Source organism: Cutibacterium porci (assembly GCF_009696315.1).
GTDB lineage: Bacteria > Actinomycetota > Actinomycetes > Propionibacteriales > Propionibacteriaceae > Cutibacterium > Cutibacterium porci.
In genome coordinates, this window is sequence record NZ_VUMG01000001.1 from 815,540 (window position 1) to 837,706 (window position 22,167).

Annotated in this window: 20 protein-coding genes; 14 read left to right on the forward strand and 6 right to left on the reverse strand. The window is 62.4% G+C overall.

Annotated elements, in window-relative coordinates:
- The first annotated feature begins 7 nt into the window (after positions 1-7).
- The 6 genes from FYJ43_RS12415 to FYJ43_RS03615 all read left to right on the forward strand — a co-directional run bounded on the left by FYJ43_RS12415 (position 8) and on the right by FYJ43_RS03615 (position 7,629).
- The gene (locus FYJ43_RS12415) at positions 8-373 is read left to right on the forward strand and encodes a relaxase domain-containing protein (protein ID WP_326833280.1); all 366 of its coding nucleotides are present in this window, start codon (positions 8-10) and stop codon (positions 371-373) included.
- On the forward strand, positions 360-3,506 hold the full coding sequence (gene mobF, locus FYJ43_RS12420; RefSeq protein WP_326833281.1) for a MobF family relaxase: 3,147 nt from the start codon (positions 360-362) through the stop codon (positions 3,504-3,506). Before FYJ43_RS12415 ends, mobF begins: the two co-directional genes overlap by 14 nt.
- 251 nt (positions 3,507-3,757) lie before the next feature.
- Positions 3,758-4,501, forward strand: coding sequence for a hypothetical protein (locus tag FYJ43_RS03600; protein ID WP_154561937.1), 744 nt, complete (start codon positions 3,758-3,760; stop codon positions 4,499-4,501).
- Positions 4,502-4,503: 2 nt separating this feature from the next.
- Complete coding sequence (locus FYJ43_RS03605; protein WP_154561938.1) at positions 4,504-5,685, forward strand: helix-turn-helix domain-containing protein; 1,182 nt, start codon at positions 4,504-4,506, stop codon at positions 5,683-5,685.
- Between the two features lie 18 nt (positions 5,686-5,703).
- Positions 5,704-5,943 carry a DUF2188 domain-containing protein gene (locus FYJ43_RS03610; protein ID WP_154561939.1) on the forward strand — a complete coding sequence of 80 codons (240 nt, stop codon included), beginning with the start codon at positions 5,704-5,706 and terminating at the stop codon, positions 5,941-5,943.
- 75 nt (positions 5,944-6,018) lie between these two features.
- The gene (locus FYJ43_RS03615; RefSeq protein WP_154561940.1) at positions 6,019-7,629 is read left to right on the forward strand and encodes a DUF6119 family protein; all 1,611 of its coding nucleotides are present in this window, start codon (positions 6,019-6,021) and stop codon (positions 7,627-7,629) included.
- A 42-nt stretch (positions 7,630-7,671) separates the two neighbouring features.
- On the opposite strand, the gene FYJ43_RS03620 is transcribed toward FYJ43_RS03615, so the two are convergent.
- The gene (locus tag FYJ43_RS03620) at positions 7,672-8,109 is read right to left on the reverse strand and encodes a hypothetical protein (RefSeq protein ID WP_154561941.1); all 438 of its coding nucleotides are present in this window, start codon (positions 8,107-8,109) and stop codon (positions 7,672-7,674) included.
- Positions 8,110-8,257: 148 nt separating this feature from the next.
- Between FYJ43_RS03620 and FYJ43_RS03625 the strand changes: the two genes are divergently transcribed.
- Both FYJ43_RS03625 and FYJ43_RS03630 read left to right on the forward strand, forming a co-directional pair.
- Positions 8,258-9,469: a metal-dependent hydrolase family protein gene (locus FYJ43_RS03625; RefSeq protein ID WP_154561942.1), complete on the forward strand. Its 1,212-nt coding sequence runs from the start codon at positions 8,258-8,260 to the stop codon at positions 9,467-9,469.
- Positions 9,470-9,748: 279 nt separating this feature from the next.
- On the forward strand, positions 9,749-10,963 hold the full coding sequence (locus tag FYJ43_RS03630; protein ID WP_154561943.1) for an amidohydrolase: 1,215 nt from the start codon (positions 9,749-9,751) through the stop codon (positions 10,961-10,963).
- A 48-nt stretch (positions 10,964-11,011) separates the two neighbouring features.
- Here FYJ43_RS03630 and FYJ43_RS03635 read toward each other — a convergent pair whose 3' ends face one another.
- Positions 11,012-12,418: an MFS transporter gene (locus FYJ43_RS03635; protein WP_154561944.1), complete on the reverse strand. Its 1,407-nt coding sequence runs from the start codon at positions 12,416-12,418 to the stop codon at positions 11,012-11,014.
- Between the two features lie 32 nt (positions 12,419-12,450).
- On the opposite strand from FYJ43_RS03635, the gene FYJ43_RS03640 reads away from it, so the two are divergent.
- Positions 12,451-12,915 (forward strand): RrF2 family transcriptional regulator, encoded by a 465-nt coding sequence (locus FYJ43_RS03640; RefSeq protein WP_154561945.1) that lies wholly within the window; start codon positions 12,451-12,453, stop codon positions 12,913-12,915.
- A 7-nt stretch (positions 12,916-12,922) separates the two neighbouring features.
- On the opposite strand, the gene FYJ43_RS03645 is transcribed toward FYJ43_RS03640, so the two are convergent.
- The 3 genes from FYJ43_RS03645 to FYJ43_RS03655 form a co-directional block, all read right to left on the reverse strand.
- Complete coding sequence (locus FYJ43_RS03645; protein ID WP_154562266.1) at positions 12,923-13,942, reverse strand: magnesium and cobalt transport protein CorA; 1,020 nt, start codon at positions 13,940-13,942, stop codon at positions 12,923-12,925.
- Positions 13,943-14,043: 101 nt separating this feature from the next.
- Positions 14,044-15,528: a uracil-xanthine permease family protein gene (locus tag FYJ43_RS03650; RefSeq protein ID WP_154561946.1), complete on the reverse strand. Its 1,485-nt coding sequence runs from the start codon at positions 15,526-15,528 to the stop codon at positions 14,044-14,046.
- 80 nt (positions 15,529-15,608) lie between these two features.
- Complete coding sequence (locus FYJ43_RS03655; protein ID WP_154562262.1) at positions 15,609-17,138, reverse strand: dolichyl-phosphate-mannose--protein mannosyltransferase; 1,530 nt, start codon at positions 17,136-17,138, stop codon at positions 15,609-15,611.
- Positions 17,139-17,246: 108 nt separating this feature from the next.
- Here FYJ43_RS03655 and rsmI point away from each other — a divergent pair, with 108 nt between their 5' ends.
- Genes rsmI through FYJ43_RS03680 form a run of 5 tightly spaced genes read left to right on the forward strand, consistent with a single transcriptional unit; the run spans position 17,247 to position 21,466 of the window.
- Complete coding sequence (gene rsmI / locus FYJ43_RS03660) at positions 17,247-18,119, forward strand: 16S rRNA (cytidine(1402)-2'-O)-methyltransferase (protein ID WP_326833282.1); 873 nt, start codon at positions 17,247-17,249, stop codon at positions 18,117-18,119.
- Positions 18,119-19,027, forward strand: a complete 909-nt coding sequence (locus FYJ43_RS03665; protein ID WP_326833283.1) for a TatD family hydrolase — start codon at positions 18,119-18,121, stop codon at positions 19,025-19,027. The genes rsmI and FYJ43_RS03665 overlap by 1 nt, the downstream gene beginning before the upstream one ends.
- The gene (gene rsmA, locus FYJ43_RS03670; RefSeq protein ID WP_326833284.1) at positions 19,024-19,920 is read left to right on the forward strand and encodes a 16S rRNA (adenine(1518)-N(6)/adenine(1519)-N(6))-dimethyltransferase RsmA; all 897 of its coding nucleotides are present in this window, start codon (positions 19,024-19,026) and stop codon (positions 19,918-19,920) included. The genes FYJ43_RS03665 and rsmA overlap by 4 nt, the downstream gene beginning before the upstream one ends.
- Before the next feature lie 23 nt (positions 19,921-19,943).
- The gene (locus FYJ43_RS03675; RefSeq protein WP_154561948.1) at positions 19,944-20,915 is read left to right on the forward strand and encodes a 4-(cytidine 5'-diphospho)-2-C-methyl-D-erythritol kinase; all 972 of its coding nucleotides are present in this window, start codon (positions 19,944-19,946) and stop codon (positions 20,913-20,915) included.
- A complete protein-coding gene (locus FYJ43_RS03680; protein WP_154561949.1) occupies positions 20,912-21,466 on the forward strand; it encodes a MarR family winged helix-turn-helix transcriptional regulator in 555 nt (184 codons plus the stop codon). Before FYJ43_RS03675 ends, FYJ43_RS03680 begins: the two co-directional genes overlap by 4 nt.
- Here the strand turns inward: FYJ43_RS03680 and FYJ43_RS03685 are convergent.
- Positions 21,448-22,080: a TetR/AcrR family transcriptional regulator gene (locus FYJ43_RS03685; protein WP_154562270.1), complete on the reverse strand. Its 633-nt coding sequence runs from the start codon at positions 22,078-22,080 to the stop codon at positions 21,448-21,450. The genes FYJ43_RS03680 and FYJ43_RS03685 overlap by 19 nt on opposite strands.
- Positions 22,081-22,167 lie beyond the last annotated feature (87 nt).

Below are 22,167 nucleotides of genomic sequence, written 5' to 3' on the forward strand. Positions count from 1 at the left end.
GCGCACGGTGGCGGCCGGCGACGGCGACCGGTCGTTGTCGACGCCCCTGACCCGTTACCACGCCGAGGCGGGCACCCCACCCGGACGCTGGCTTGGCTCGGGCGTGGCCGCTCTGGGGCATGGTGAACTCACCACTGGCGCCCAGGTCTCAGAGGCACAGCTTCAGCTGCTGGTCGGGATGGGACGCGACCCGATCACGGGTGACCCGCTGGGGCGGGCGTATCCGGTGTACAGCTCGACGGCTGATCGGGTTGCGGATCGTGTCGCGCAACTTGACTCGCCGCTGGGGGCGGTGGAGCGGGGTCGGAGGGTTGCGCAGATCAAGGCGGAGGAGGCTGGGCGGGGGGTCGCGGCGTGCGGTGGCGGGGTTTGATTTCACGTTCAGTGTGCCGAAGTCGGCGTCGGTGTTGTGGGCGGTTGCGGACGCGGGGACGCAGGCGTTGATTGCGCAAGCTCATCACGAGGCGGTTGCGGCGGTGGTTGCGTTCATGGAGCGCGAGGTTGCAGCCACCCGCACGGGGGCAACTGCTGGGGATGGCGCGGTTGCACAGGTTGATGTCACGGGTTTGATCGCGACGGCGTTTGATCACTTCGATTCTCGCGCCGGGGACCCGCACTTGCATACGCATGTGGTGATCAGCAACAAGGTCCGCACGGTGTTGGATGGGAAGTGGCGGAGTTTGGATGGGCGTCCGATGCATGCCGCGGTCGTGGCGTTGTCGGAGCTGCACGAGGCCGTGTTCGCCGATCACATGACCCGCACGTTCGGCGTGAGCTGGGAGGCGCGGGAGATGGGCCGGGACCGGAACCCGTCATGGGCGATCACCGACATCCCCGAACAGTTGGTGGCGGAGTTCTCCACGCGGGCGCGGCAGATCGAGGTGGAGAAGGACCGGCTGGTGGCCGAGTACGTAGCCTCCTACGGCCGGCAGCCATCGGATGCCACCGTGATCCGGTTGCGTGCCCAGGCCACGCTCGCGACGCGTCCGGACAAGCAGGTCCGCTCGTTGGCGGAGCTGACCGAACAGTGGCGCACTCGCGCCAGCAGAGTCCTCGGCAGCGATACGACGGTGTGGGCGCGGAGCGTCACGGGTGGGGAGCGGCAGCTGTTGTTGCGGGCTGATGATGTGCCGTTGGATCTGATCGAGCAGGTGGGGCGGTCGGTGGTGGAGGTGGTCGGTGAGAAGCGCTCGACGTGGCGGCGCTGGAACCTGATGGCCGAAGCCGTCCGCCAGACGATGGGGTGGCGGTTCGCCACCGTCGAGGACCGCGAAGTCATCACCACCATGGTTGCCGACACCGCCGAACAGGCGTCCCTACGCCTGACCCCACCCGAACTGACCACGAGCCCGGTGGAGTTCCGCCGCCCGGACGGCACCAGCGTGGTCCGCCCGAAGCACTCGACCGTGTTCTCCTCCGACACTGTCCTCGCCGCCGAAGATCGCCTCCTCACCCGTGCCCGCACCACCACCGGCCCGAGCATCGACCTGACCACCGTCGAGACCATTACGAGCAAGCCCGATGCCGAGGGTCGGATGCTCGGTCCAGACCAGGCAGCAGCCTTGGCCTCGGTTGCGGTGTCGGGTCGGGTGGTGGATGTGTTGGTGGGGCCGGCGGGGGCTGGGAAGACGACCGCGATGAACGCACTCCGCCGGGCGTGGGAAACTGAGCATGGTGCTGGGTCGGTAGTGGGGCTGGCACCGTCGGCGGTGGCGGCGCAAGTGCTGGCCGACGATCTGGGCATTCAGACGGAAAACACGGCGAAGTGGTGGACCACCCACCAACACACCGGCGCCACCTTCCAGCCCGGGCAGCTGGTCATCATCGACGAAGCCTCCCTCGCCGGCACCCTCTCCTTGGACCGGATCACGCAGGCAGCGGAGGGGGCCGGGGCGAAGGTGCTGCTGGTCGGCGACTACGCACAGCTCCAGTCCGTCGATGCCGGGGGTGCGTTCAACCTGTTGATCCACGACCGCCACGATGCCCCCGAACTGGTCGATGTCCACCGCTTCACCCACGCCTGGGAGAAGACCGCATCCCTGGAGCTACGGCACGGCCGCACCCCAGTCATCGACACCTACCTCGACCACGACCGCATCCACGACGGCGACGCCGAGGCCATGACCGATGCCGCCTACACCGCCTGGCGACACGACCGGCAGCAGGGTTTGGTGTCGGTGTTGATCGCCGAAACCCGTGAGAACGTCACCGCGCTCAACGTCCGCGCCCGCGCCGACCTCATCCTGGACGGCGCGCTGAAGCCCGGCACCGAAATCGCCCTGTCCGACGGATCGGCAGCGGGCGTGGGTGACACGATCATCACCCGCCGTAACGACCGTCGGCTGCGGAACCGGCACGGCTGGGTCCGCAACGGCCAAACCTGGACCGTCACCGCCGTGCGCGGCGATGGGTCTGTCATGATTCGTCCATCCGGTGCCCGGTTCGGCAACAGCATCGTCCTGCCCGCCGACTATGTGGCTGAGCACGTCGACCTCGGCTACGCCGTCACCGCCCACCGGGCCCAAGGCATCACCACCGATACCGCCCACGTCCTCGTCGAACCCACCACCACGCGGGAGAACCTGTATGTGGCGATGACGCGCGGTCGGGAGTCGAATCAGGCTTACGTTATCCTGGACCGGCCGGAGGATCACGCCACGGCGCATCCGGGCGACAATCCTGACGCCACTGCCCGCACGGTCCTCTACGGCGTCCTGCAGCATTCGGGTGCTGAGCTGTCGGCGCACGAGACCATTAGCGCCGAGCAGGACCGGTGGGGCTCGATCGCCCAACTCGCTGCCGAGTACGAGACCATCGCCGCCGCAGCCCAACACGACCGCTGGACCACCCTGGTCCGCGGCTCCGGGCTCACGGGCGAGCAAGCGCAAGCCGTCATCGACTCCGACGCCTTCGGCGCGTTGACTGCGGAACTGCGACGGGCCGAAGCCAACCACCACAACGTCGACACCCTCCTGCCACGCCTCATCCAGGCTCGTGGGTTCGCCGACGCCGACGACATCGCCTCCGTCATCCACCACCGCCTCGCCAACGCCACCACCCGCCCCGCAGGATCAGGCCGCACCCGGCAGGTCCCGCGTCTCATCGCCGGGCTGATCCCTGAAGCCGGCGGCCCCATGACCCCCGACATGCAGCAAGCCCTGGCCGAACGCCGCCACCTCATCGAAACCCGAGCAGAAGCCGTCCTTGACACCGCCCTCCACACCCACGAGCCGTGGGTTACGGCACTCGGTCCGATACCTCCCAGCGGGCGGGAGCGGCAGCAGTGGCGACGCCGCGCCCTGGTTGTCGCTGCCTACCGTGACCGGTACCAGATCACCGACCCCACCCCGTTCGGCACCCATCCGGAAGCCGCGGTGCAGAAGATCGACCGCGCCCGTGCGCGGGTTGCTGCGAAACGAGCACAGGCGCTCGGGCCGCCGCGCAGCTCCAGCACCGCTCCAAGATCCGTGGCTGTCGAGAGGAAGCCCGTAGGTCCGACCATGTGATCGGCTTCTCCGGCCGGGCGGCATGTCACGTGACCTGTTCTGGCCGCGGAGTCGAGCCGTACCCCGAGAACGCGGAGTCGGGCTCACTGGCGGTACCCGAGGCGACACGAACGCGGAGCGAATTGACCCCGGGAGGTCCGAAGCTCCTGCTTTTACGAGCGATCACATGGCCACGACATACGCGAGATTGACCGATTTGTGCGTGCAGCTAAAGTTTAGGGTAGTCTGGAGCCACCACCGAGAGGAGTCCCATGATCGGGCAGCACGAACGCCAGGACTGGCGCGGCGAGTTCACACGAGAGGAACTATCTGCAATCCGCCGGGAAGTTCCGCATGCGATCCAGAGGAGCCAGGAGCGTTCCGCCCGAGCCCACACGGAGTACGACGACCCTGATGGCGACCAAGACGTCTACGGCGCCGGCATGTCCCGTGGTGTGCAGAAGGAACTCCGTACGCTTCTCGCGAACTTCCCCTCCTATCGCGAGGTGCAGGTACCCAGGAGTCGCCGCACGCTGACTTTCCTCGGCGATGCACTGATCTTCCCACTTCGGGTGGGTAAGCAGATGCCTCGAAACCACCGCCGCATCAGACTCAACTATCTCTCGGAGTCGCGTCGCGAACTCTTGGCGCAGGCCAGCAACACCAAGTACGTCGATGCCGGACTGTTCGAGCTTGACGAGGCTCTCGGTGTCGAGCAGCCCGCCCGACTCGGCGATGCGCTCGCCGCCCTCAGCGAAGGTGACACGCGCGCAACACTGTTCGTGCCTTACTACAGCAGCTCGCCCCAGGGCGTCGGCACGATCTACTTCGCTCCGGCACGGCTGAACGGTCGCTACCTGGGGTTCACCGACCCCGAACGCCTCACTTATCAGGTGCCTGTTGCGGGTGAGACGCCCGCAGCCGTGCTCGCGCCTGTTGGCAGCTTCGCGGAAGGTGATCGCCCCCGCACTACCGTGAAGCTTCGCCCTCGCCCGGTCGAGAAGGAAGGCAGTTAACGATGGGCGACCCCCGTAGTCAGTCCGCAGACACGGCTGATGTTGCACGACTTTTCGACCCAGCCCGACTCACCCAAGCTCGACGCATCAACAAGATGTCCAAGGCAGAGCTCCACCGCAAAGTCGGCGTCTCCGCCGCCGCTATCGGACAATACGAACGCGGGGAGGTCCGCCCTCGCGCCGAAACTGTAGCCGCGCTGGCCGACGCTCTTCGCGTTCCGCCGGGATTCTTCACCCTTGGGCGCCCTCGCGCCCAGGTCGACATCGCCGAGGCTTCCTTCCGGCGTCTACGCTCCACCAGCGTCGCTCAACAACAGCAGGCCACTGCTTACGTCGAGCAAGCCTGGGAACTGGCGTGCTATCTCGAAGAGAGCGTCGAGTTTCCGGAAGTCGACCTTCCGGAGTGGGCCAGCGTTGACTCAGCCGATGTTCCGGACCCCGTGACTGCGGCACAAGCTGTTCGGCGACACTGGTCCTTGGGGAGCGAACCCATCCGGCATCTTGTGTACCAGATCGAGCAGCACGGAATCCTGACGGTCTTCTTCTCCATGAAGCAGGACGACAGCTTGGACGAGAAGAGCCGTATTGACGCGTTCTCGACCACGGCACTCCCTCGCCCGATGATCGTGCTCACACCTGACAAGGCGAACGACGTGATGCGGCACCGCTTTTCCGCAGCGCACGAACTGGGGCACATCGTGCTACATCACGGCCGACATGGGACCGACAGCCAGCTAGAACGTCAAGCGGATATGTTCGCCGCAGAGTTCCTAACCCCGCGCGACGTGATCGCCAACGAGCTACCGAGGCGGGTCAACTTCAACCGCTACGAACAAATCAGTCAGCGGTGGGGTGTCTCGGTGGCATCGCTGCTCTATCGATCCCGTGAACTTGATCTACTCTCCGAGTCCACGGTTCGCCGCGGCTACATCACGCTGAACAGCCTTCCGCGACGGCCCATGCCTATTGGCGACTTCCCCGGAGAGCGTCCGGAGTTGCTGAAGTCAGCGATCGACCTTCTTGATGGCTCTGGGATCAGCCTCGCCAAGATCGCAGCTGACCTCCAGATGACCCCCCGTCACGTACGACGCCTGGCAGGCATTGACGATCCGCAGCCGAAATTGACTCTCGTGCCGAATCGGCTGAATGACCCGAACTCGGCACTCCCGCACGAGTTCATGTAGAAGAAGGGAAAGAGCATCATGGGAAAGCCCAACAAGCGCGTGGTGCAACAACGCGACGACGGCGACTGGGAGGTCCGGAAGCCAGGCGCTTCGCGGGCCAGTGCGGTCACGCTAACGCAGGCCGCCGGTATCGGTAGGGCGCGCACCATCCTTGGCAATGACGGGGGTGGCGAGTTACAGGTACGTTCTAGGAAGGGAACCATCCGTGCGCAGGACACTATCGCCCCTGGTAGCGACCCACGGTCTTCAAAGGGATGATTGCCGTGCCTGTCCGCGGAGTCCGATAGGTGATCTGGCTCCGCAGGCAGCTCCGTCACCGCCGACAGGAGCATCATGAAAACGAGACGGCTCACGTTCTACCTCCTGCGAGAGGGCATCGCCGACTTCGACGACGCCCTCGACCCGGACAAGCCAAGTCTGACCGTCGAGATCGACCCATCCACCGGTATCGACGGCCGCTTCTTCTACGTTAAGCCCCAGCCATCCGTGCCGGCATGGGTTGGATTCGTGCAACCTCTACTGACGGACCAACTCAGTGGCATCCGCTCAGTCTCCACATCGGCCCTGCTGCTCCTCCGGACGAGCGGCCGCATCTTCGCGCTCACCTTCGGATACGGGCGATCATTGGTCGACCTCTCGAAGATCGAGTACCAATTCGGTCTACGCGTCGCGCTCAACCGCATCGATCCTCGCCAGATCCGCAGCCTCGACACCAAGACGTTCGAGGATCTTGTCGTGTCAACCAACACTCAAGTGAGCAAGAGTGCTGAGCTGCCGACCTTTGGTGTCGACATCTCCCGAGACATTCTGCGCGCGGTAACCGGCGAACCCCGCGACCAAACATTCTCCAAGAGAATCGCTGGAGCGGACTCACTTGTCATGGGTGTCAAGACCCCATCGTTGGAACTTCCTGCCATCTGCGACGACCTCTTGGCTGCGTTCGCCGCGGATGACTACAAGACGGACTTCGGCTGGATCGACCAGCTCTCACTCGTGCGGGATGACGCTACTGTCGACGCACTAAACGACCTTCTTGTAGCGCAACTGCGGACTGGGTCAACTGGGTCGACACACCTCGCCATGCCAGAGACGATCGACTGGGAGGACATCGACGGATTCACGATCGCCGGAACTCGCAGCCACGTCTACGAAGACCTGGACCTCGATGATTACCTGAGCCGACTTGGCGAAGCCCGCACCACAATCACGCTGAAGCACCTAAAGACTAGGTCTGTCTCCGTCCGGTTCGGACGCTCAGGGAACTTCGACAAGCGATGGAACCTCTATCAATGCATCGTGACCGAACAGCGGCTCGATAGCCGCCTTCATGTCCTCATCGAAGGACGCTGGTTCGCTGTCAGCTCCACGCTCGTCGAGGAAGTAGACGCGTTTGCTGCTGGCCTACCAGACACGCACGTGACCCTTCCGCCGGCACGTTCAGGTGAAATCGAAGCCGACTACAACACTCGCCTGGCGGCGTCCTCGCCACAGCACCTGCTGAAATTGGACGCACGCATCAAACGGCCTGGCGGTGCTAGCAGCGGCATAGAGTTCTGTGACGTCCTCTCCGACCAGGGTGACCTGATCCACGTCAAGCGTAAGTCCCGCTCCGCAACATTGAGCCACCTCTTCGCGCAAGGAAGCGTCTCCGCCTCCACCTTCATCAACGACGGGGCGTTCCGAACCCAAGTCCGCCAACTGATTGAGGATGAGGTCGCGGCGGAGTCGCGCGAGACATGGCTCCGGCTCGTGCCGAGAGCCGACGAGACGGTAGATAGATCACGGTACCGCGTCACGTACGCAGTAATCGCTAACTCGACTCGCGAGGGACGCGACTGGCTCCCGTTCTTCAGCAAGCTGAACCTGATGCAGCAAGGCCGTCAACTAGTCACCATGGGATTCAGTGTCGCTGTGGCCCGTGTACCGATCGCTGACTCCAAGTAGGGCGTCACCCTGAGGCACCCACAGCCCAACTCGTTGCCTCCTTTATCGAACACGGGCCTGTGGGCTACGCAGAGTCACGCCGGCGGTGAGCAAGTGGTTCCGAATCGTGCCAGCTGAGAACCCCAAGCCCCCACCAATGCGTTTGAGTGATTCGCCGGCACGGTAGAGCCGGGCCATCTCTCGAACTTCTGCGGAAGAAGGAGACGCTCCGCGGATACGGACGCCTCGCCCCCGAAGCAGTGACGCCAGCCGGTGACGGCTCATACCGACATCGTTCGCGATCGCGCGCAGCGCCTCGCCATCGTGATACCGCCGTTCCAGAGTGTCGAGTGTCTCGCTACCGATGCTGCGGTGTGCACTTGCCGGTGCTGACTCACGTTGGGTAGGCCGCCCTGCGCGACTGCGGATCGTTCGGTGCAGTGACCTCATGTAACCCAGCGGCGGGGCAAGTTTCGACAAGCCTCCCGCCAGGTCCACCATCAAGAAACCTCGCTGACAAAGATGAACAGGTCTGGCGAGGCGGATGGGATGTAGGGGCGTAGCAGGATGCCCCGGTGATTCAGGATCGATGAGCGCACGGGCCAATCATTTCGTGACATGGACCTGAGTTGTGAGAAAGACTCTTGTCATGACCGGTTTCGTGGTGAAGTGTGCTGGTGTTTTTGACGGCTGGTCGCCTGACGTGGGTGGTCTGACGGAAATCCTGATCCGTGATGGGCGTATCGCGGATATTGGTCACCAGGTGAAGCGATCGGCTGGCGTCGACGTTATCGACTTGGGTGACCGAGTCGTGGCACCTGGCTTCATCGACAGTCATGTCCACTTGACAATGGACGCTCCGACGTTGGCCATGCAGTCGTTGGGCTCGACGGCGACGAAGGCCCTGACTGGGCTGGGGTTAGCAAACGAATACCTGCAGCACGGGTTCACCGCCCTGCGAGACCTGGGCACGATGGACCCAGAGAATCCCACAATCGATCTGCGCAATGCCTTGGACGCCGGCACGGTATCAGGGCCGCGTCTCGTAGTTGCGTCCCACATTCTCAGCTCTACCGGTGGCCACGGTGATCTGAGCGGCTTCTACCCGTCGCGGTGGAACCTGCCGCTGTCGGCGACCGCTGATGGGCCGGATGCAGTTCGCCGTCTGGTGCGCCACGAACACTCAGTTGGTTCAGACTGGGTCAAGACGGTCAACGCCGGGGGATATTTCAGTGTGGCGGACGACCCCACTCATGTCACGTGGTTCGATGACGAGTTCGAAGCACTGTGCGCCACGGCTACACAGCTCGGTATGCCGGTCGCGGTGCATACCGGTAGCGCGCAGGCGTGTCGCCAGGCGATTCGAGCTGGCGTACGGAGTTTGGAGCATGCCTATCTCATCGACCAAGAGGCCATTGACATGGCCGTCGAAGCCGGGGTGTACGTCGTACCGACGATGCAGATGACCCAAGAGGATCTAGCCCAGCTTGAAGCTGGCACGCTGCCAGATCAGGCCGTCTGGAAGTTCCAACGAGACGCTGATCAGATTCTCGCCTCACAACGGTTGCTGGCCGCGAGCAGGGTGAAGATCGTGTACGGCACCGACTGTGGCATGTTCCCGTTTAGTTACGGCGTGCTTGAGTTTCAAGCGATGGTCAATGCCGGACTGACACCGCTGCGCGCGTTGCAGGCCGCGACGTCGACTGCAGCAGAGATGCTGGGACGTGACGACCTCGGCGTCGTGCGCGTCGGTGCCGCTGCCGACCTGGTGGCGATGCCCGGCAACCCTGTCGATGACATTAGCCTGACTGAGCGTGTGGACTTCGTGATGTGCCGCGGCGTGATACATCGACGCCCGTGAGAAGGGTCGACCCTGGAACGGACTGGGTGATATTCATGAGGGGAACAGGGTGCTGTAGAGGGGAGGCATGGCTCCGATCACCACTGCACAGGTCGACAGCCCGTTGCACCTTGCGAGCGTATGCGGTAATGCCCTGGTCGTGTATGTGGCCCTGGCGAGATGCCGTGTCTGGAATACGGTCGTCTATCACGGGGCGACACCCGGTTGCCGGGTTCGAGCTTGACCACTAGCGACTCTGAGGCGGACCGCTCACAATAAGAATTCAGAAAAAGGGAAACTATGACGATCGACGACGTCCTCGCATCCGCCGAGGCCATTACCTCATGGCAAGAGGACTTGTACAAGGACCTTCATCGTCACCCTGAACTGAGTATGCAGGAGCAGCGCACGCGTACAGTCATCGCCAACAAGCTTGCCGAATTCGGCTATGACGTGCACGAGGTCGGTGGGGGTCTCGTCGGCGTGCTTGCGAACGGTCCCGGCAAGACGGTGCTATTTCGCGCCGATTTCGACGCCCTGCCGGTGAAGGAGAACACCGGCTTGGACTACGCCTCCACCGATACCGGCACCACGATAGACGGCGAGACCACCCCTGTGATGCATGCCTGCGGACACGACATGCACACTGCCGCAGCCCTGGGCGCAGCGAGCCTGATGGCCAACCATCGCGATGCCTGGTCTGGCACCTACATCGCACTGTTCCAGCCCGGTGAGGAGATCGCTGCTGGCGCGAAGGCGATGGTCGACGACAACCTTGGCGGCGTGATTCCCAAACCCGACGTCGCCCTAGGGCAGCACGTACTAGGCGACCTTGTCTCGGGTCATGTCGGTACGGCAGCTGGCCCTGTGCTATCCACTGCAGCCAGCCTTCGGATCACAGTCTTCGGGAAGGGCTCTCACGGGTCTATGCCGCACCTGGGTATAGACCCTGTGCTGCTGGCTAGCAACATCGTGGTACGGCTGCAGTCGATCGTCGCCCGTGAGATCGCTCCCAGCGACTTCGGCGTGGTCACCGTCGGCAGCCTGCACGCCGGCAACTCCGCCAATGTCATTCCCGCCGAGGCCACCCTGCAGGTTAATGTGCGGGCCTACGATGAGGACATCCGTGACCACATCATCGAGGCGATTACACGCATCGTCGATAGCGAATGTGAGGGGATGCGGGCACCTCAGCAACCGAGAATCGAGGTTTTCGACACGTACCCGCTGACTGATAATGACCAGGCAGTGTACGAAACGGTTACCAAGGGGCTGGTGCGGGGCCTGGGCGAGGGGCGTGTTGAGACGCTCAACCCGCAAACTGCCTCCGAAGATTTCTCCATCATTCCCGATGCGCTTGGTGCGCCTTACTGTTACTGGGGATTCGGTGCTTTCACTGCTGACCAGGATGTGCTCCCCAACCACAACCCGGGATTCGCCCCGGCGCTGCAGCCGACCCTGACGACGGGTACCCAGGCCGCAGTCGCCGCGGCTCTCGCCTTCTTGGGACATTGACTGGCGGGCACCGGGGCGTCGCGTGGAGGACCCACTTCACCACCGCACCTATCCTCGGGTCTGTACCGGGTGACGACGGGTCGCCGTCAGGCAGGTCGCGCCAACGATAACAAGGAGGGCTAGATGCACGAGTACGGCAGCCGCCATGCCTTGGCGTAGCGACGCCGCGCCCGCGATGGCATAGAACAGAGCTGCGACTGCGGCGACTCCCAGGGATGCCCCGAACTGTTGCAAGGTGGTGACGACGCCACTGGCCATTCCCGCGCGGTTAGGGTCCACCTCGGATAGGGATAACCCGGTGAGGGTGGGCAGCACGAAGCCGTTGCCGAATCCGGTGAGGCTGACGGCGACGACGAGCCACCAAGGCAGGTCATCGGCGGGCACCCCGGTTGTCGTGGCGGCGAGCGTCACCGTCAATCCCAGCCCGGTCATGGCGCAGCCACTGATGAGTCCTTGCCGTAAATGCTGCGGAATCCAGCGAGATCCCGTCAGAGAGCCGAGCATAAAGGTGGCGCCGGACGGAACGAACACCAGACCAGCGGCGATCGGGTCTAAGCCGCTATGCCGTTGCAAGACCACCGTCAGCACGAACATGAAGCTTGCAAAGTAGGCCATGAAGGCGGCGCAGGCGATGCCTCCCCACCGCATCGAGCGGATCATGAACAGTGTGGGGTCCAGCGTTACTGTCTTGCCGCGCTGCACTCGCACCACCTGCCACCGAATCGCTGCGAGAAGGATCGCGATCCCAGCAACCCCGGCGGTGACGGCTGCTGGGCCACGATGATGCTGGGTGAGCAGGGCGGCTCCCATGAGACCAGCCATGCCGACGAAGATCGCCGTTGCCCCGCCCACATCGACAGCGTCGTCGATCCGTCGCGGCGTTGGAGGAACGCACGTTAGCGTCGCCACGATAGCGATGACCATGATGGGTACGTTTACCAGGAAGACCAGGCGCCAACGGAGGTGCCACAGGTTAGCCTCGACGAGGAACCCTCCTAGCCCTTGGCCTGCAATCGACCCGATTCCCGATGCGACGCCGAACCATCCCATGGCCCATCCCCGCCGGGGAGCGGGAATAGCGGTGCTGATGAAGGCAAGCACCTGAGGCAACAACACCGCGGCGCTCAGCCCTTGCAACGCCCGGCAGACGATGAGAGTCATGACGTTGGGGGCCAGCCCGCACAGTGTCGACGTTATGGCGAATGCCACCAGCCCTGTGATGAATACCCGCCGCCTCCCGTGAAGATCGCCGAGGCGCCCGCCAGTAATCAGCCCGGACGCATACATAAAGGCATACCCGGCTACCACTAATTCCAATTGCGTGTTGGTTGCTGCCAGGTCTGACTGAATATCGGGGGCGGCCACATTAACCACGAAGAAGTCGAACTGCCCGATGAACGTGGCGGTGAGGACGGTGGCCAGGAGCCAACCATCCGTCTTTATCGTGGATGTCATATGTCCATAATAGCCACGGTTATGCTGGGCTTATGACGATGTCGGCTGGAGTCGAATGGGGCGTCCACGTCTGCCTGCTTCTCGCTCAGGCCAATGGTGGTTTGGTGAGGCGACGAGCGATTGCAGATCACTTCGGATTGCCGGAGGCATACCTGGCCAAGCAGCTCACCAAGCTGGTTGCGGCGGGAGTCCTAGATGCTGTGCCAGGGCCAGCCGGCGGGTACAGGCTGGCGTCCGATCCCAAACGCATTACCCTGCTCAACATTGTTGAAGCCATCGAAGGCACCCGGTCAAGTTTTGTCTGCACGGAGATCCGGCGGCAGGGAACAGGTGCAGCTGACCCGAGCGAGTGTGTGGCGGATTGCACTGTCAAGTCGGCCATGCTCGCCGCGGACAACGCTTGGCGGCAAGCGCTACGCGCGCAGACAGTGAACGATCTTTCCAGTAGGCTGAGCGATTCCGTTCGACGCCGATATGCATCCACGGCTCGACGGTAAGTTCTAGTTACAACCAATTATTCTTGCGGAATATGGCGTACAGGATAGCGCTGCTTCCGATCATTGCGAGTATGCAGAAAAGATAACCGAATCGCCAATGTAACTCCGGCATGTAGTCGAAGTTCATGCCATAAATCGACCCGATGAGAGTGGGGACGACGAGAATAGCCGCCCAGCCAGAGATGATCTTGAGGTCCTCGTTCGAGCGTTGGTCGACGAGGGTTGCGTTGACGGTGAGGATCTGGGTAAGGAGCTCACGAATGTCAGTGATTTGTGAGGAGATCCGGGCTAGGTGGTCGGCGACGTCAGCCAGGTAAGCCTGCAACTCTGGCGGGACTTGATGTTTGGCCGATCCCGCTCTGAGCGCGGCAATGATCGGAATGAGGGGGTTGGTGGCGTGTTGCAGGTCGATGGCCTCCCGCGACAGACGGTAGATGCGTTCGGGGGCTGCAGAGTCCCCGCTGAACACCTGCCTCTCGATTTGCTCGATGTCGAACTGGATGCCGCTGATGACGGGGAACGTCTGATCGACCACGCCGTCAAGGATCGTGTACAGCACTGACTCGGGGCCGTGACGCAGGAGCTCCTCATCCTTAGGTAGGCGAGGGGTCCACCGTAGGCTCGACAACTCGTCGGGTATGCGCTGCACGATGACAACCACGCAGTTGCGCCGCTTAATGACTTCGGCTTCAACAAAGGCGACGTCCTCGATTGAATCAATGTAGAACGGCGGGTGCAGTACGAGAAATAAGGCCTCTCCGTGGCGCTCCAGTTTGGGCCGTTGATGGCCTTCGACGAGATCCTCCGCTAGCAGTGGATCCAGGCTCATGAGGTCAACTAACCGTTTTATCTGGGTGCGGTTGGGGCTCTGCTCGACAATGATCCCGAGACGCTCTGGGTGGCCATCTAGCCACGACAGCGTGGTTTCGACGTCCGGCTGATGCTCCGGGTCAGCCGGAGCTCCTTGCTCGAACCATCTGATGTCGACGATGCCAGGTTTGGTGTCGGCAATTGGTCCGGTCGCCAGTGGTGAGGTTCCGCCATGGGTCCTTGCACTCGTTGACGCGGTGCTCCTGGGCTGGAATGGTGCTGACATTGATCGCCTCCTCTGACATCTGCGCGGTAAGCCTACTGCGTACGGCGTCGCTCATTCTCGTTGTTATTGCGGTGACTGGGGGCGTCCTCGTCGACATACATCCCGGGGGTATCAAGGATGATGGTGGTGCCGCCCGCCGCGTCAGACAGCTCGTCTGGTGCCAGCCATTTAGCTAGGTGGTAGACGCCGACGGTGACAATGGTGCCGAGGGCGATGCCGCCCAAGGTGAAGGACTCGCTGAACTGCAGCGACACGTCGCCGACGCCGATGATGATCCCAGCCGCGACCGGGACGAGGTTTACCGGGTTACCGAAATCGACCTCGTTTTCCTTCCAGATCTTCGCCCCGAGTAGACCGATCATCCCGTAGAGGACGACGGTGATGCCGCCCAAGACACCGCCAGGTGTTGCCGAGATGACGGCGCCGAATTTCGGGGAAAAACCGAAAAGGATCGCTACGACGGCGGCTACGACATATGCAGCCGTCGAGTACACTCTCGTCGCGGCCATGACGCCGATGTTTTCCGAGTATGTGGTCGTTGGTCCTGCCCCGAGAAAGGTCGCCAACATCGAGGTTGCGCCATCGGCAGCTACCGCTCGCCCAACCTGATGGTCGAGATTCTTGCCGGTCATCTCAGCGACGGCCTTGACGTGGCCGGTGTTCTCCGCGATGAGGGCGATGACGACCGGCAGGGCTAGCAAAATGAAGGCCAGATGGAAGGCGGGCAGGTGAAACCCGACGACATTCGTCGACGCGTAGTGGGAGCCGTTGTGAGCCTGAGGCAGGTATTGCCAGGTGTCCAGGTTCGTCACAGGAGGCAGACCGATCCACGCGGAATCATGCACTGCAGACCAGTCCACTCGTGGGGCGACGCTGCCATCAGGGTGGTGCAGCGGACCAAGAACCAGATCTTCGATCCACGACAGCACATAGCCGATCACCAGAGCAAGGAAAATGGCGATCCGGGACACAAATCCACGCGGCCCGACTGACAGCCCAATAACGAGCACCATGACGATGAGCGCGGTCCACTGATCGGTGGGCCAGTAGGTTTTGGCGACGACCGGGGCGAGGTTGAACCCGATGAGCATGACGACCGCGCCGGTCACTGTCGGCGGCAGAACCTTATGAACGACCCGAGATCCGGCGGCCTGGATGATGATGCCGCACATTAACAGAGTCAGGCCGACACACAGTAGGGCACCTGAAACGTCATTGGGTTTACCGCCCGAGGCATAGATAGCAGTCGCCACTCCAGGAAACGCTGCCGAGGAGCCGAGATAGGACGGCACCTCATGTTTGGTAACGAAGATAAATATCAGCGTTGCCACGCCCGACATCATGACCGCCAACTGCGGATTGAGCCCCATAAGAACGGGGAAAACGAAGGTCGCTCCGAACATGGCAACCACGTGCTGGGCTCCTAGGCCGATGGTACGGCCCCAGCTGAGTCTTTCGTCGGGGGCCACCACCTCGCCTGGTTCCAGTACACCGTGATTGTGCAGTTTCCAGATCATTGGCGTCCTTCCAGGGTTGGGTCCCTTCCGGAGCCTCAGCGTATCGGTCCGGCAGCATCTGTCTGCTCCCGGTGGGCTGCTTAGATCCAGGAGCGGAACCACATTCTCGCCAACCATGCCTTACGGGTTATGAGGCCGTCAGTAAGGATCGGATAGATGAAGGCAAAATTCGCGGCAACCAGAACCATGACGGTGCCGACCACCATCGCACCGATACGGCGTCGACTTGTGGCTTTGGCTGGTCCAAGGATCCGGCCGAGCCAGATCGCCAGGATCGTGACGGTGAATGGGATGATGCAGATCGCGTAGAAGAAAAACAGCGGGCGGTCGTCATAACGGAACCACGGAATCCACGTCGACATCATGGCGACGATCGGTAGCGTGAACCGCCAATCACGGGCGAAGACCCACCAGATCACAGCAGCTACCAGGCCGACAGCTGCGAACCACCACAGCACCGGGGTTCCTGTCGCGGAGATGACACGCAGACAGGTGTCACCGACAGCTTCGCAGCCCTGCTGGCCGGGCTTGATGTCGTTGACGGCGTCGACGCCCAGCGGCCGCTGGTTTATCAGCCACCCGGACGGATTCGCGGCATAGGTATGGGTTTGGGTCATCATGTACGAACCGGTGTGAAAGTCGTACATCTGCCTGTGGTAGTCCCATAGCGCGGCCAATGGTGTTCCGACCACCTTTGAGAGGCCCGGATCCGGATTGGGGCCTGCCCACGATGTTCCGAAGACGATGCGCGGGTAGGTGGCTAGCCACTTCGCCCACGTGGCGAGGTACGTCAGGACGGCGACGATGACGAGGTACCCGAAGGCCGGTACCCCATCGCGCAGAAACGACCACCAGGCCTTTCGTCCGGAACCGGCTAAACGGCGTGCCGACCAATCCCACACGACGGAGACGATGCCCATTGTTGCCAGCACAAACACTGAGTTCCACTTTGTGCCACAGGCTAGGCCGAACATGATGCCAGCGACGAGGCGCCAGGGTCGCCACCCCAGCGCCGGGCCAAATTCTGCGTCGAGGTGTGGTTTGCCGATGGTGCGTAAATGATCGGCCAGCCGGTGACGGAACCAATCTCGGTCAGCGGCCACAGCGCAGACCCCCGCCATCAGGAAGAACGCTTGGAAGATATCGAGGAGACCGATTCGACTCATGACGAAGGCCAAACCATCGAGGGTTAGCAAGATACCGGCAATTGCGCCAACCATGGTGGAGCGAGAGAGACGCCGAGCCAGTCGGATCGTCACGAGGACGAGCAGGGACCCGAAAACCACGGAGGCGAATCGCCAACCGAAGGAATTAAAGCCGAACAGCTGCTCTCCGACTGCGATAAGCCATTTACCGGCAGGCGGATGGACGACAAACTCGGCATCCGGCGTCCAGGTATTCGTGACCCCGCGGACAATGTCAGCATTGGCTGTGGCTGCGTCGGGCCAGCTGCCCTCGTAGCCTTGATGGAGCATTGTCCAGGCATCTTTGGGGTAATAGGTTTCGTCAAAGACGAGGTTATTGGGGAATCCGACGTTCCACACCCGCAGCAGGAAGGCGAGGAGTGTGATGAGGGCCGTGATAATCCAGCTCGGGTACTCGTCGGTCATTCGACCGTCGTCAAGGCGTTCGATCGTCGATCTTCTCGTTGCTGGCACGGTGCCATCGTAAAGGGTTGGTAGGACACTCTCGTCGGCCCGGCGTGGGACGATGGCTCGGTGAGCACGACACAACCGGGACGAGTTATCTTGGCAGGCACCCCCATCGGTGACCGCCGCAGCGCCTCGCCCGCACTTATTGACACCTTGCGAGATGCCCGCATTATCGCTGCCGAAGATACCCGTCGGCTGCGTGATCTGCTGCGCAGCCTTGACATCGAGACCTCCGCCCATGTGGTGTCTTATTTTGAAGGCAACGAGTCCGCGCGCACCTCCGAACTTATCGACTGTCTGCTAGACGGCGACGACGTCGTCGTTGCTACCGATGCCGGAATGCCGTCGGTGTCAGATCCGGGATATCGACTTGTCAGCGCCGCGATCGAGCACGGCATCGTCGTCACGGCGGTTCCCGGACCTACTGCCGTCACAACGGCCCTCGCTATTTCCGGTATGCCCACTGACCGGTTCTGCTTCGAGGGATTTTTGCCACGCAAGTCGGGGGAGAGGCGTCGTCGATTAGCCGAGCTGGCTGAAGAGCCGCGCACCGCAGTTCTCTATGAGGCTCCCCACCGGCTCGCTGATCTCCTTGACGATGCTGCCGATATCCTCGGCTCTGATCGACGCGCCGCGGTGTGTCGAGAGCTGACGAAGACCTATGAGGAGGTTCGGCGTGGCGGGTTGGGTGAGTTGGCCGACTGGGCCCGCGACCACGCCCGTGGGGAAATCACGGTTGTCATTGAGGGAGCGCACGCTGTCGTTATGAGCCTCGACGAGGCTGTCACGATGGTCGCAGAACTCACCACCGATGGTATGAAACGATCCAAAGCCGTCGCTCAGGTGGCCCGAGCGACCGGCGTTGACCGACACGACCTCTACGACGCAACGCAGAATGCCGTGGCAACTGACAAGGTGGCCGCTGACAAGGAGGAATAGTGAACGAAGCTATCCGCGAGGTGTTGGACGAGGCTGGACTGCCGCCTCTACCCGAGCCACTGGCGTACCCGATCGTGGATTGTCACACCCACCTTGATACCGTGCAGGACGTCGCCGGCATCGAACCGGCGATCAGCTTGGCAGCCGCACGCGAGGTCGGCGTGACTCGTATTGCCCAGATTGGGTGCGACGTCGAGGGGTCCGAGTTCGCCGAGGAGTTGGCCCGGACACACCACAACGTCATCGCTGCGGTCGCCATTCACCCTAATGACGCTGTGCATCTGGGGAGGGCAAAGATCGCTGATACTTTAAAGCGGATCGACGAGCTCGCTAGTACCGGCGACCATGTTCGCGCTATAGGTGAGACAGGCATCGACCATTTCGGCACCACTGACGCTGCCGGTCATGCGTTGCAGCGCGAGGTCTTTGCCGCTCACATTGCGATGGCCCACGCCCACGGGCTCACCTTGGCCATCCACATGCGCGACGCCCGCAATGGGGGTGAGGGTGACGGGCCGACGTCGGGGCGTCAAGCCCACGATGACGTCGTCGACATTCTCAACGCGGAAGGCTGGCCTGATCGGGTCATCATGCATTGCTACTCCGGTGACGCCGAGCTGGCTCGGGTCTGTCTCGACCACGGAGCGTATCTGTCATTTTCAGGGACCATCACCTTCAATTCAGCTGGTCCACAACGACAGGCACTGGCGATTGCGCCGGACGACCGCATTCTCGTCGAGACTGACGCGCCGTTCCTCACCCCTGCGCCACGCCGTGGTAAACGCAACGGACCGTATCTGCTGCCTTACACTGCGCGCTTTGTCGCACAGCAGCGTGGCTGGGATGAAGTCCGTGCGTGTCAGCAATTCACCGATAACGCTTTTGCCGCTTACGGAGGTGCCTGGTGAGTGATACCGGACTGCTCAATCCGGCGTCGGTGCGAAGCATTGCCCACCAGATTGGCTTGCGACCGACCAAAACCCGGGGACAAAATTTCGTCCACGACGCCAATACCGTGCGTCGGATCGTCTCGCTGGCGCAGGTGAGCGCCCAGGATCGGATCATTGAGATCGGCCCCGGATTGGGGTCGCTCACCTTGGGGTTGTTGGAGACCGGTGCCCACGTCGTCGCTATTGAGATCGACGAGGTGCTGGCCAATCAGCTTCCCGACACCGTCTTCCAGCGGATGCCTGAGGCTGCACATAGGTTAGATGTCGTGGTCGCCGACGCCCTCGACGTCACGACTATTCCCGGCGCAGAACCTACCGCCCTGGTGGCGAATTTGCCCTATAACGTTGCGGTTCCGGTGCTGTTGCACATGCTGGAAATCTGCCCGCAGTGGCGCACCGGCGTCGTCATGGTGCAGTCGGAGGTCGCTGACCGGCTCGTTGCTGCTCCGGGCTCCAAGATCTACGGGGTCCCCAGCGCCAAGCTTGCGTGGTATGCCGAGGCAGTCCGGGTCGGAAGTGTTCCACCGACAGTCTTTTGGCCGGTGCCCAATGTGGATTCTGGACTAGTTCGGATGACGAGACGATGCCCCCCTCAGATCGACCGACGTGGCCCGCACGCGACCCGCTCCCAAGTCTTCCGGGTTGTCGACGCAGCGTTCGCCTCCCGACGCAAAATGTTGCGCTCAGCTCTGGCCGGATTGTGCGGTGGATCATCGGCGGCGTCCGCTCTCATTACTGCGGCTGGAATTGATCCGACGGCACGTGGTGAAGCACTCGATATCGGCGATCTCGCCCGGGTTGCAGAAGCTCTCGCGCAGGCTGGTGTCCTTGGCAGCCTCGATCAGGTGTGAACTTCTGCCGGTACTGTAAGCACATGGTGATGATGGACGATCCGTTCGACTTGCTCCGGCCAACGACCGTGACGGTGCGGGTCAGCGCCAAGGTCAATTTGGCGCTCGGGGTCGGTAGCCGTGCGCCCGACGGTTTTCACCCATTGGCGACGATCTTTGAGGCGATCAGTATCTACGATGAGGTGACGCTGACTCGCCGCGACGATTCGCGCATCACCCTCACCGTCTCGGGAGAAGACGCTGACCAGGTTCCCACGGACGAGACGAATTTGGCATGGCAGGCAGTTGACCTTATCCGCAACGAATGTGCTGCAGAATGGGGGGACCGCCGTCACGGCGTTGATATTCACGTCGATAAGTCGATTCCGGTGGCCGGGGGGATGGCTGGCGGATCAGCTGATGCTGCTGGCGCCCTTGTCGCTGCAGCCGCGCTGTGCCGACTCCCCGATTCTCCCGAGGAATTACAACCGCTAGCTGCCCGACTCGGTTCTGACGTGCCGTTTTGCCTAACCGGTGGTGTGGCGCTCGGGCGAGGCCGAGGAGACCGTCTTGCGCCGGTCATCTGCCGGGGACGCCATCGCTGGGTTTTCGCAACATCGACTCGCGGGCTATCCACCCCGGCCGTCTACCGTCGTTTCGACGAGCTGGGTGGCAGCCGGGCGGGGGAAATAGTGCCCAATGACCTCATTTCGGCCTTGACGCGCGGTGATATTGACGCTGTTGCTGACAGTCTGAGCAATGATTTACAGGCCGCCGCCATTGACCTTCGACCCGAGCTTGAGGAGGTGCTCACGGTTGGGCGGCAAGCTGGTGCGCTGACCGGCCTGGTGTCTGGATCAGGGCCGACGTGTGCTTTCCTCGTCCCGGATGCCGCTAGTGCCAAGATAGTCAGCGCTGCGCTGTCTCGCCTTTCCCAGGTTGATCGCACACGAATAGCCCGTGGTCCAGCCGCTGGAGCGCAACTGTTGCCCGGTCCTGTGGGGAGTTTCGCATGACAGACCGGTCGCATCAGAACACGTCTCAGCAGCACACGTCACGCCAGGATTCGCCGCGCAAAGACGCGGTTGACGGCATTATCGCGGCGTGGGCCAGGGAGCGTCCTGACTTGCCTGTCGAGGTGATGGAGGTGTGGTCGCGTGTCACGAGACTTGCCCGTCGCCTGGATCGTGATCGCGCTAAGGCGTTTTCGCAGTGGGACCTCGAAGGTTGGGAGTTTGACGTATTAGCAGCGTTACGGCGTTCCGGTGAGCCTTATCAGCTCAGCCCAGGCCAACTCCTTAATGAACTTGAGGTGGCGTCGGGGACGATGACAAATCGCATCACTAGGCTGTCAGATCGCGGTCTGGTGCGTCGGCTTCCCCATCCTAACGACGGCCGCGGAGTCATCGTCGAACTCACTGACGAGGGGCGTGACCGGGTCGATGGGGCCTTGGCGGCGCTGCTGGAGTCAGAGGGTCGCTTACTCGACTCAATGGATCCTCACGTCGTCGAACAGCTTGGACATGGTTTGCGCGCTGTGCTAGCCCGTCAAGAAGAGCTGGGATGAGGGTTGTCGTGCTCGGTGCGGCGGCTGAGACGGGGGCTTTCTGACAGACGGGCCAGTCCGTTGAAAGCCAGATCGACGAGATGGGCAGCGACAACCTCTTTGGCCGGTTGCCGGGTGTCGAGCCACGCCTGACCGGCCATGCCGACCATGCCGGTGAGGGCTTGGGCGTACAGGTAAGAGTACGAGGCGTCGAAGCCGTGGTGGTTGAAGTTCTCGGCCAGGATTCCCTCGGCCCACGAGGCGACGTCAGACAGGATTGATGCGTAGGAACCGGTCGTTGAGCCGACCGAGGAGTCTCGCGAAATGATCCGAAACCCGTCGGGACGGTCGTCGATGTAGTCCAGCAATGCCAAGACCGCTGATTCGAGGGTGCGTTTTGGGCCTTGCCGTGGCTGGGTCATGGCGATGTTAAGGGAATCTTGCAGGTGGCGCACTTCGCGGTCTACGACGACGGCATACAGTCCGTCTTTGGATCCAAAGTGCTCGTAAATGACCGGCTTGGAGACTCCTGCGGTGGCGGCGATCTCTTCGACGGAAGTTCCAGCCATGCCATTATCCGCGAAGAGTCGACGGGACACGTTGATGAGTTGTTCACGACGCTGGCCGCTGGTCATCCGTGCGCGGCGTTGCGGGGACGATGGTTGTGAAGGTGATGGGTCGAACTCCGGCGTCATGACACTGAGGGTACCCAGCGTGGCCAC

Coding starts and splice junctions, on each gene's coding strand:
- FYJ43_RS03600 (WP_154561937.1), top strand. CDS start 3,758: ATGATCGGGCAGCACGAACGCCAGGACTGGCGCGGCGAGTTCACACGA.
- FYJ43_RS03605 (WP_154561938.1), top strand. CDS start 4,504: ATGGGCGACCCCCGTAGTCAGTCCGCAGACACGGCTGATGTTGCACGA.
- FYJ43_RS03610 (WP_154561939.1), top strand. CDS start 5,704: ATGGGAAAGCCCAACAAGCGCGTGGTGCAACAACGCGACGACGGCGAC.
- FYJ43_RS03615 (WP_154561940.1), top strand. CDS start 6,019: ATGAAAACGAGACGGCTCACGTTCTACCTCCTGCGAGAGGGCATCGCC.
- FYJ43_RS03620 (WP_154561941.1), bottom strand. CDS start 8,109: ATGGTGGACCTGGCGGGAGGCTTGTCGAAACTTGCCCCGCCGCTGGGT.
- FYJ43_RS03625 (WP_154561942.1), top strand. CDS start 8,258: ATGACCGGTTTCGTGGTGAAGTGTGCTGGTGTTTTTGACGGCTGGTCG.
- FYJ43_RS03630 (WP_154561943.1), top strand. CDS start 9,749: ATGACGATCGACGACGTCCTCGCATCCGCCGAGGCCATTACCTCATGG.
- FYJ43_RS03635 (WP_154561944.1), bottom strand. CDS start 12,418: ATGACATCCACGATAAAGACGGATGGTTGGCTCCTGGCCACCGTCCTC.
- FYJ43_RS03640 (WP_154561945.1), top strand. CDS start 12,451: ATGACGATGTCGGCTGGAGTCGAATGGGGCGTCCACGTCTGCCTGCTT.
- FYJ43_RS03650 (WP_154561946.1), bottom strand. CDS start 15,528: ATGATCTGGAAACTGCACAATCACGGTGTACTGGAACCAGGCGAGGTG.
- FYJ43_RS03655 (WP_154562262.1), bottom strand. CDS start 17,138: ATGACCGACGAGTACCCGAGCTGGATTATCACGGCCCTCATCACACTC.
- FYJ43_RS03675 (WP_154561948.1), top strand. CDS start 19,944: ATGGTGATGATGGACGATCCGTTCGACTTGCTCCGGCCAACGACCGTG.
- FYJ43_RS03680 (WP_154561949.1), top strand. CDS start 20,912: ATGACAGACCGGTCGCATCAGAACACGTCTCAGCAGCACACGTCACGC.
- FYJ43_RS03685 (WP_154562270.1), bottom strand. CDS start 22,080: ATGACCAGCGGCCAGCGTCGTGAACAACTCATCAACGTGTCCCGTCGA.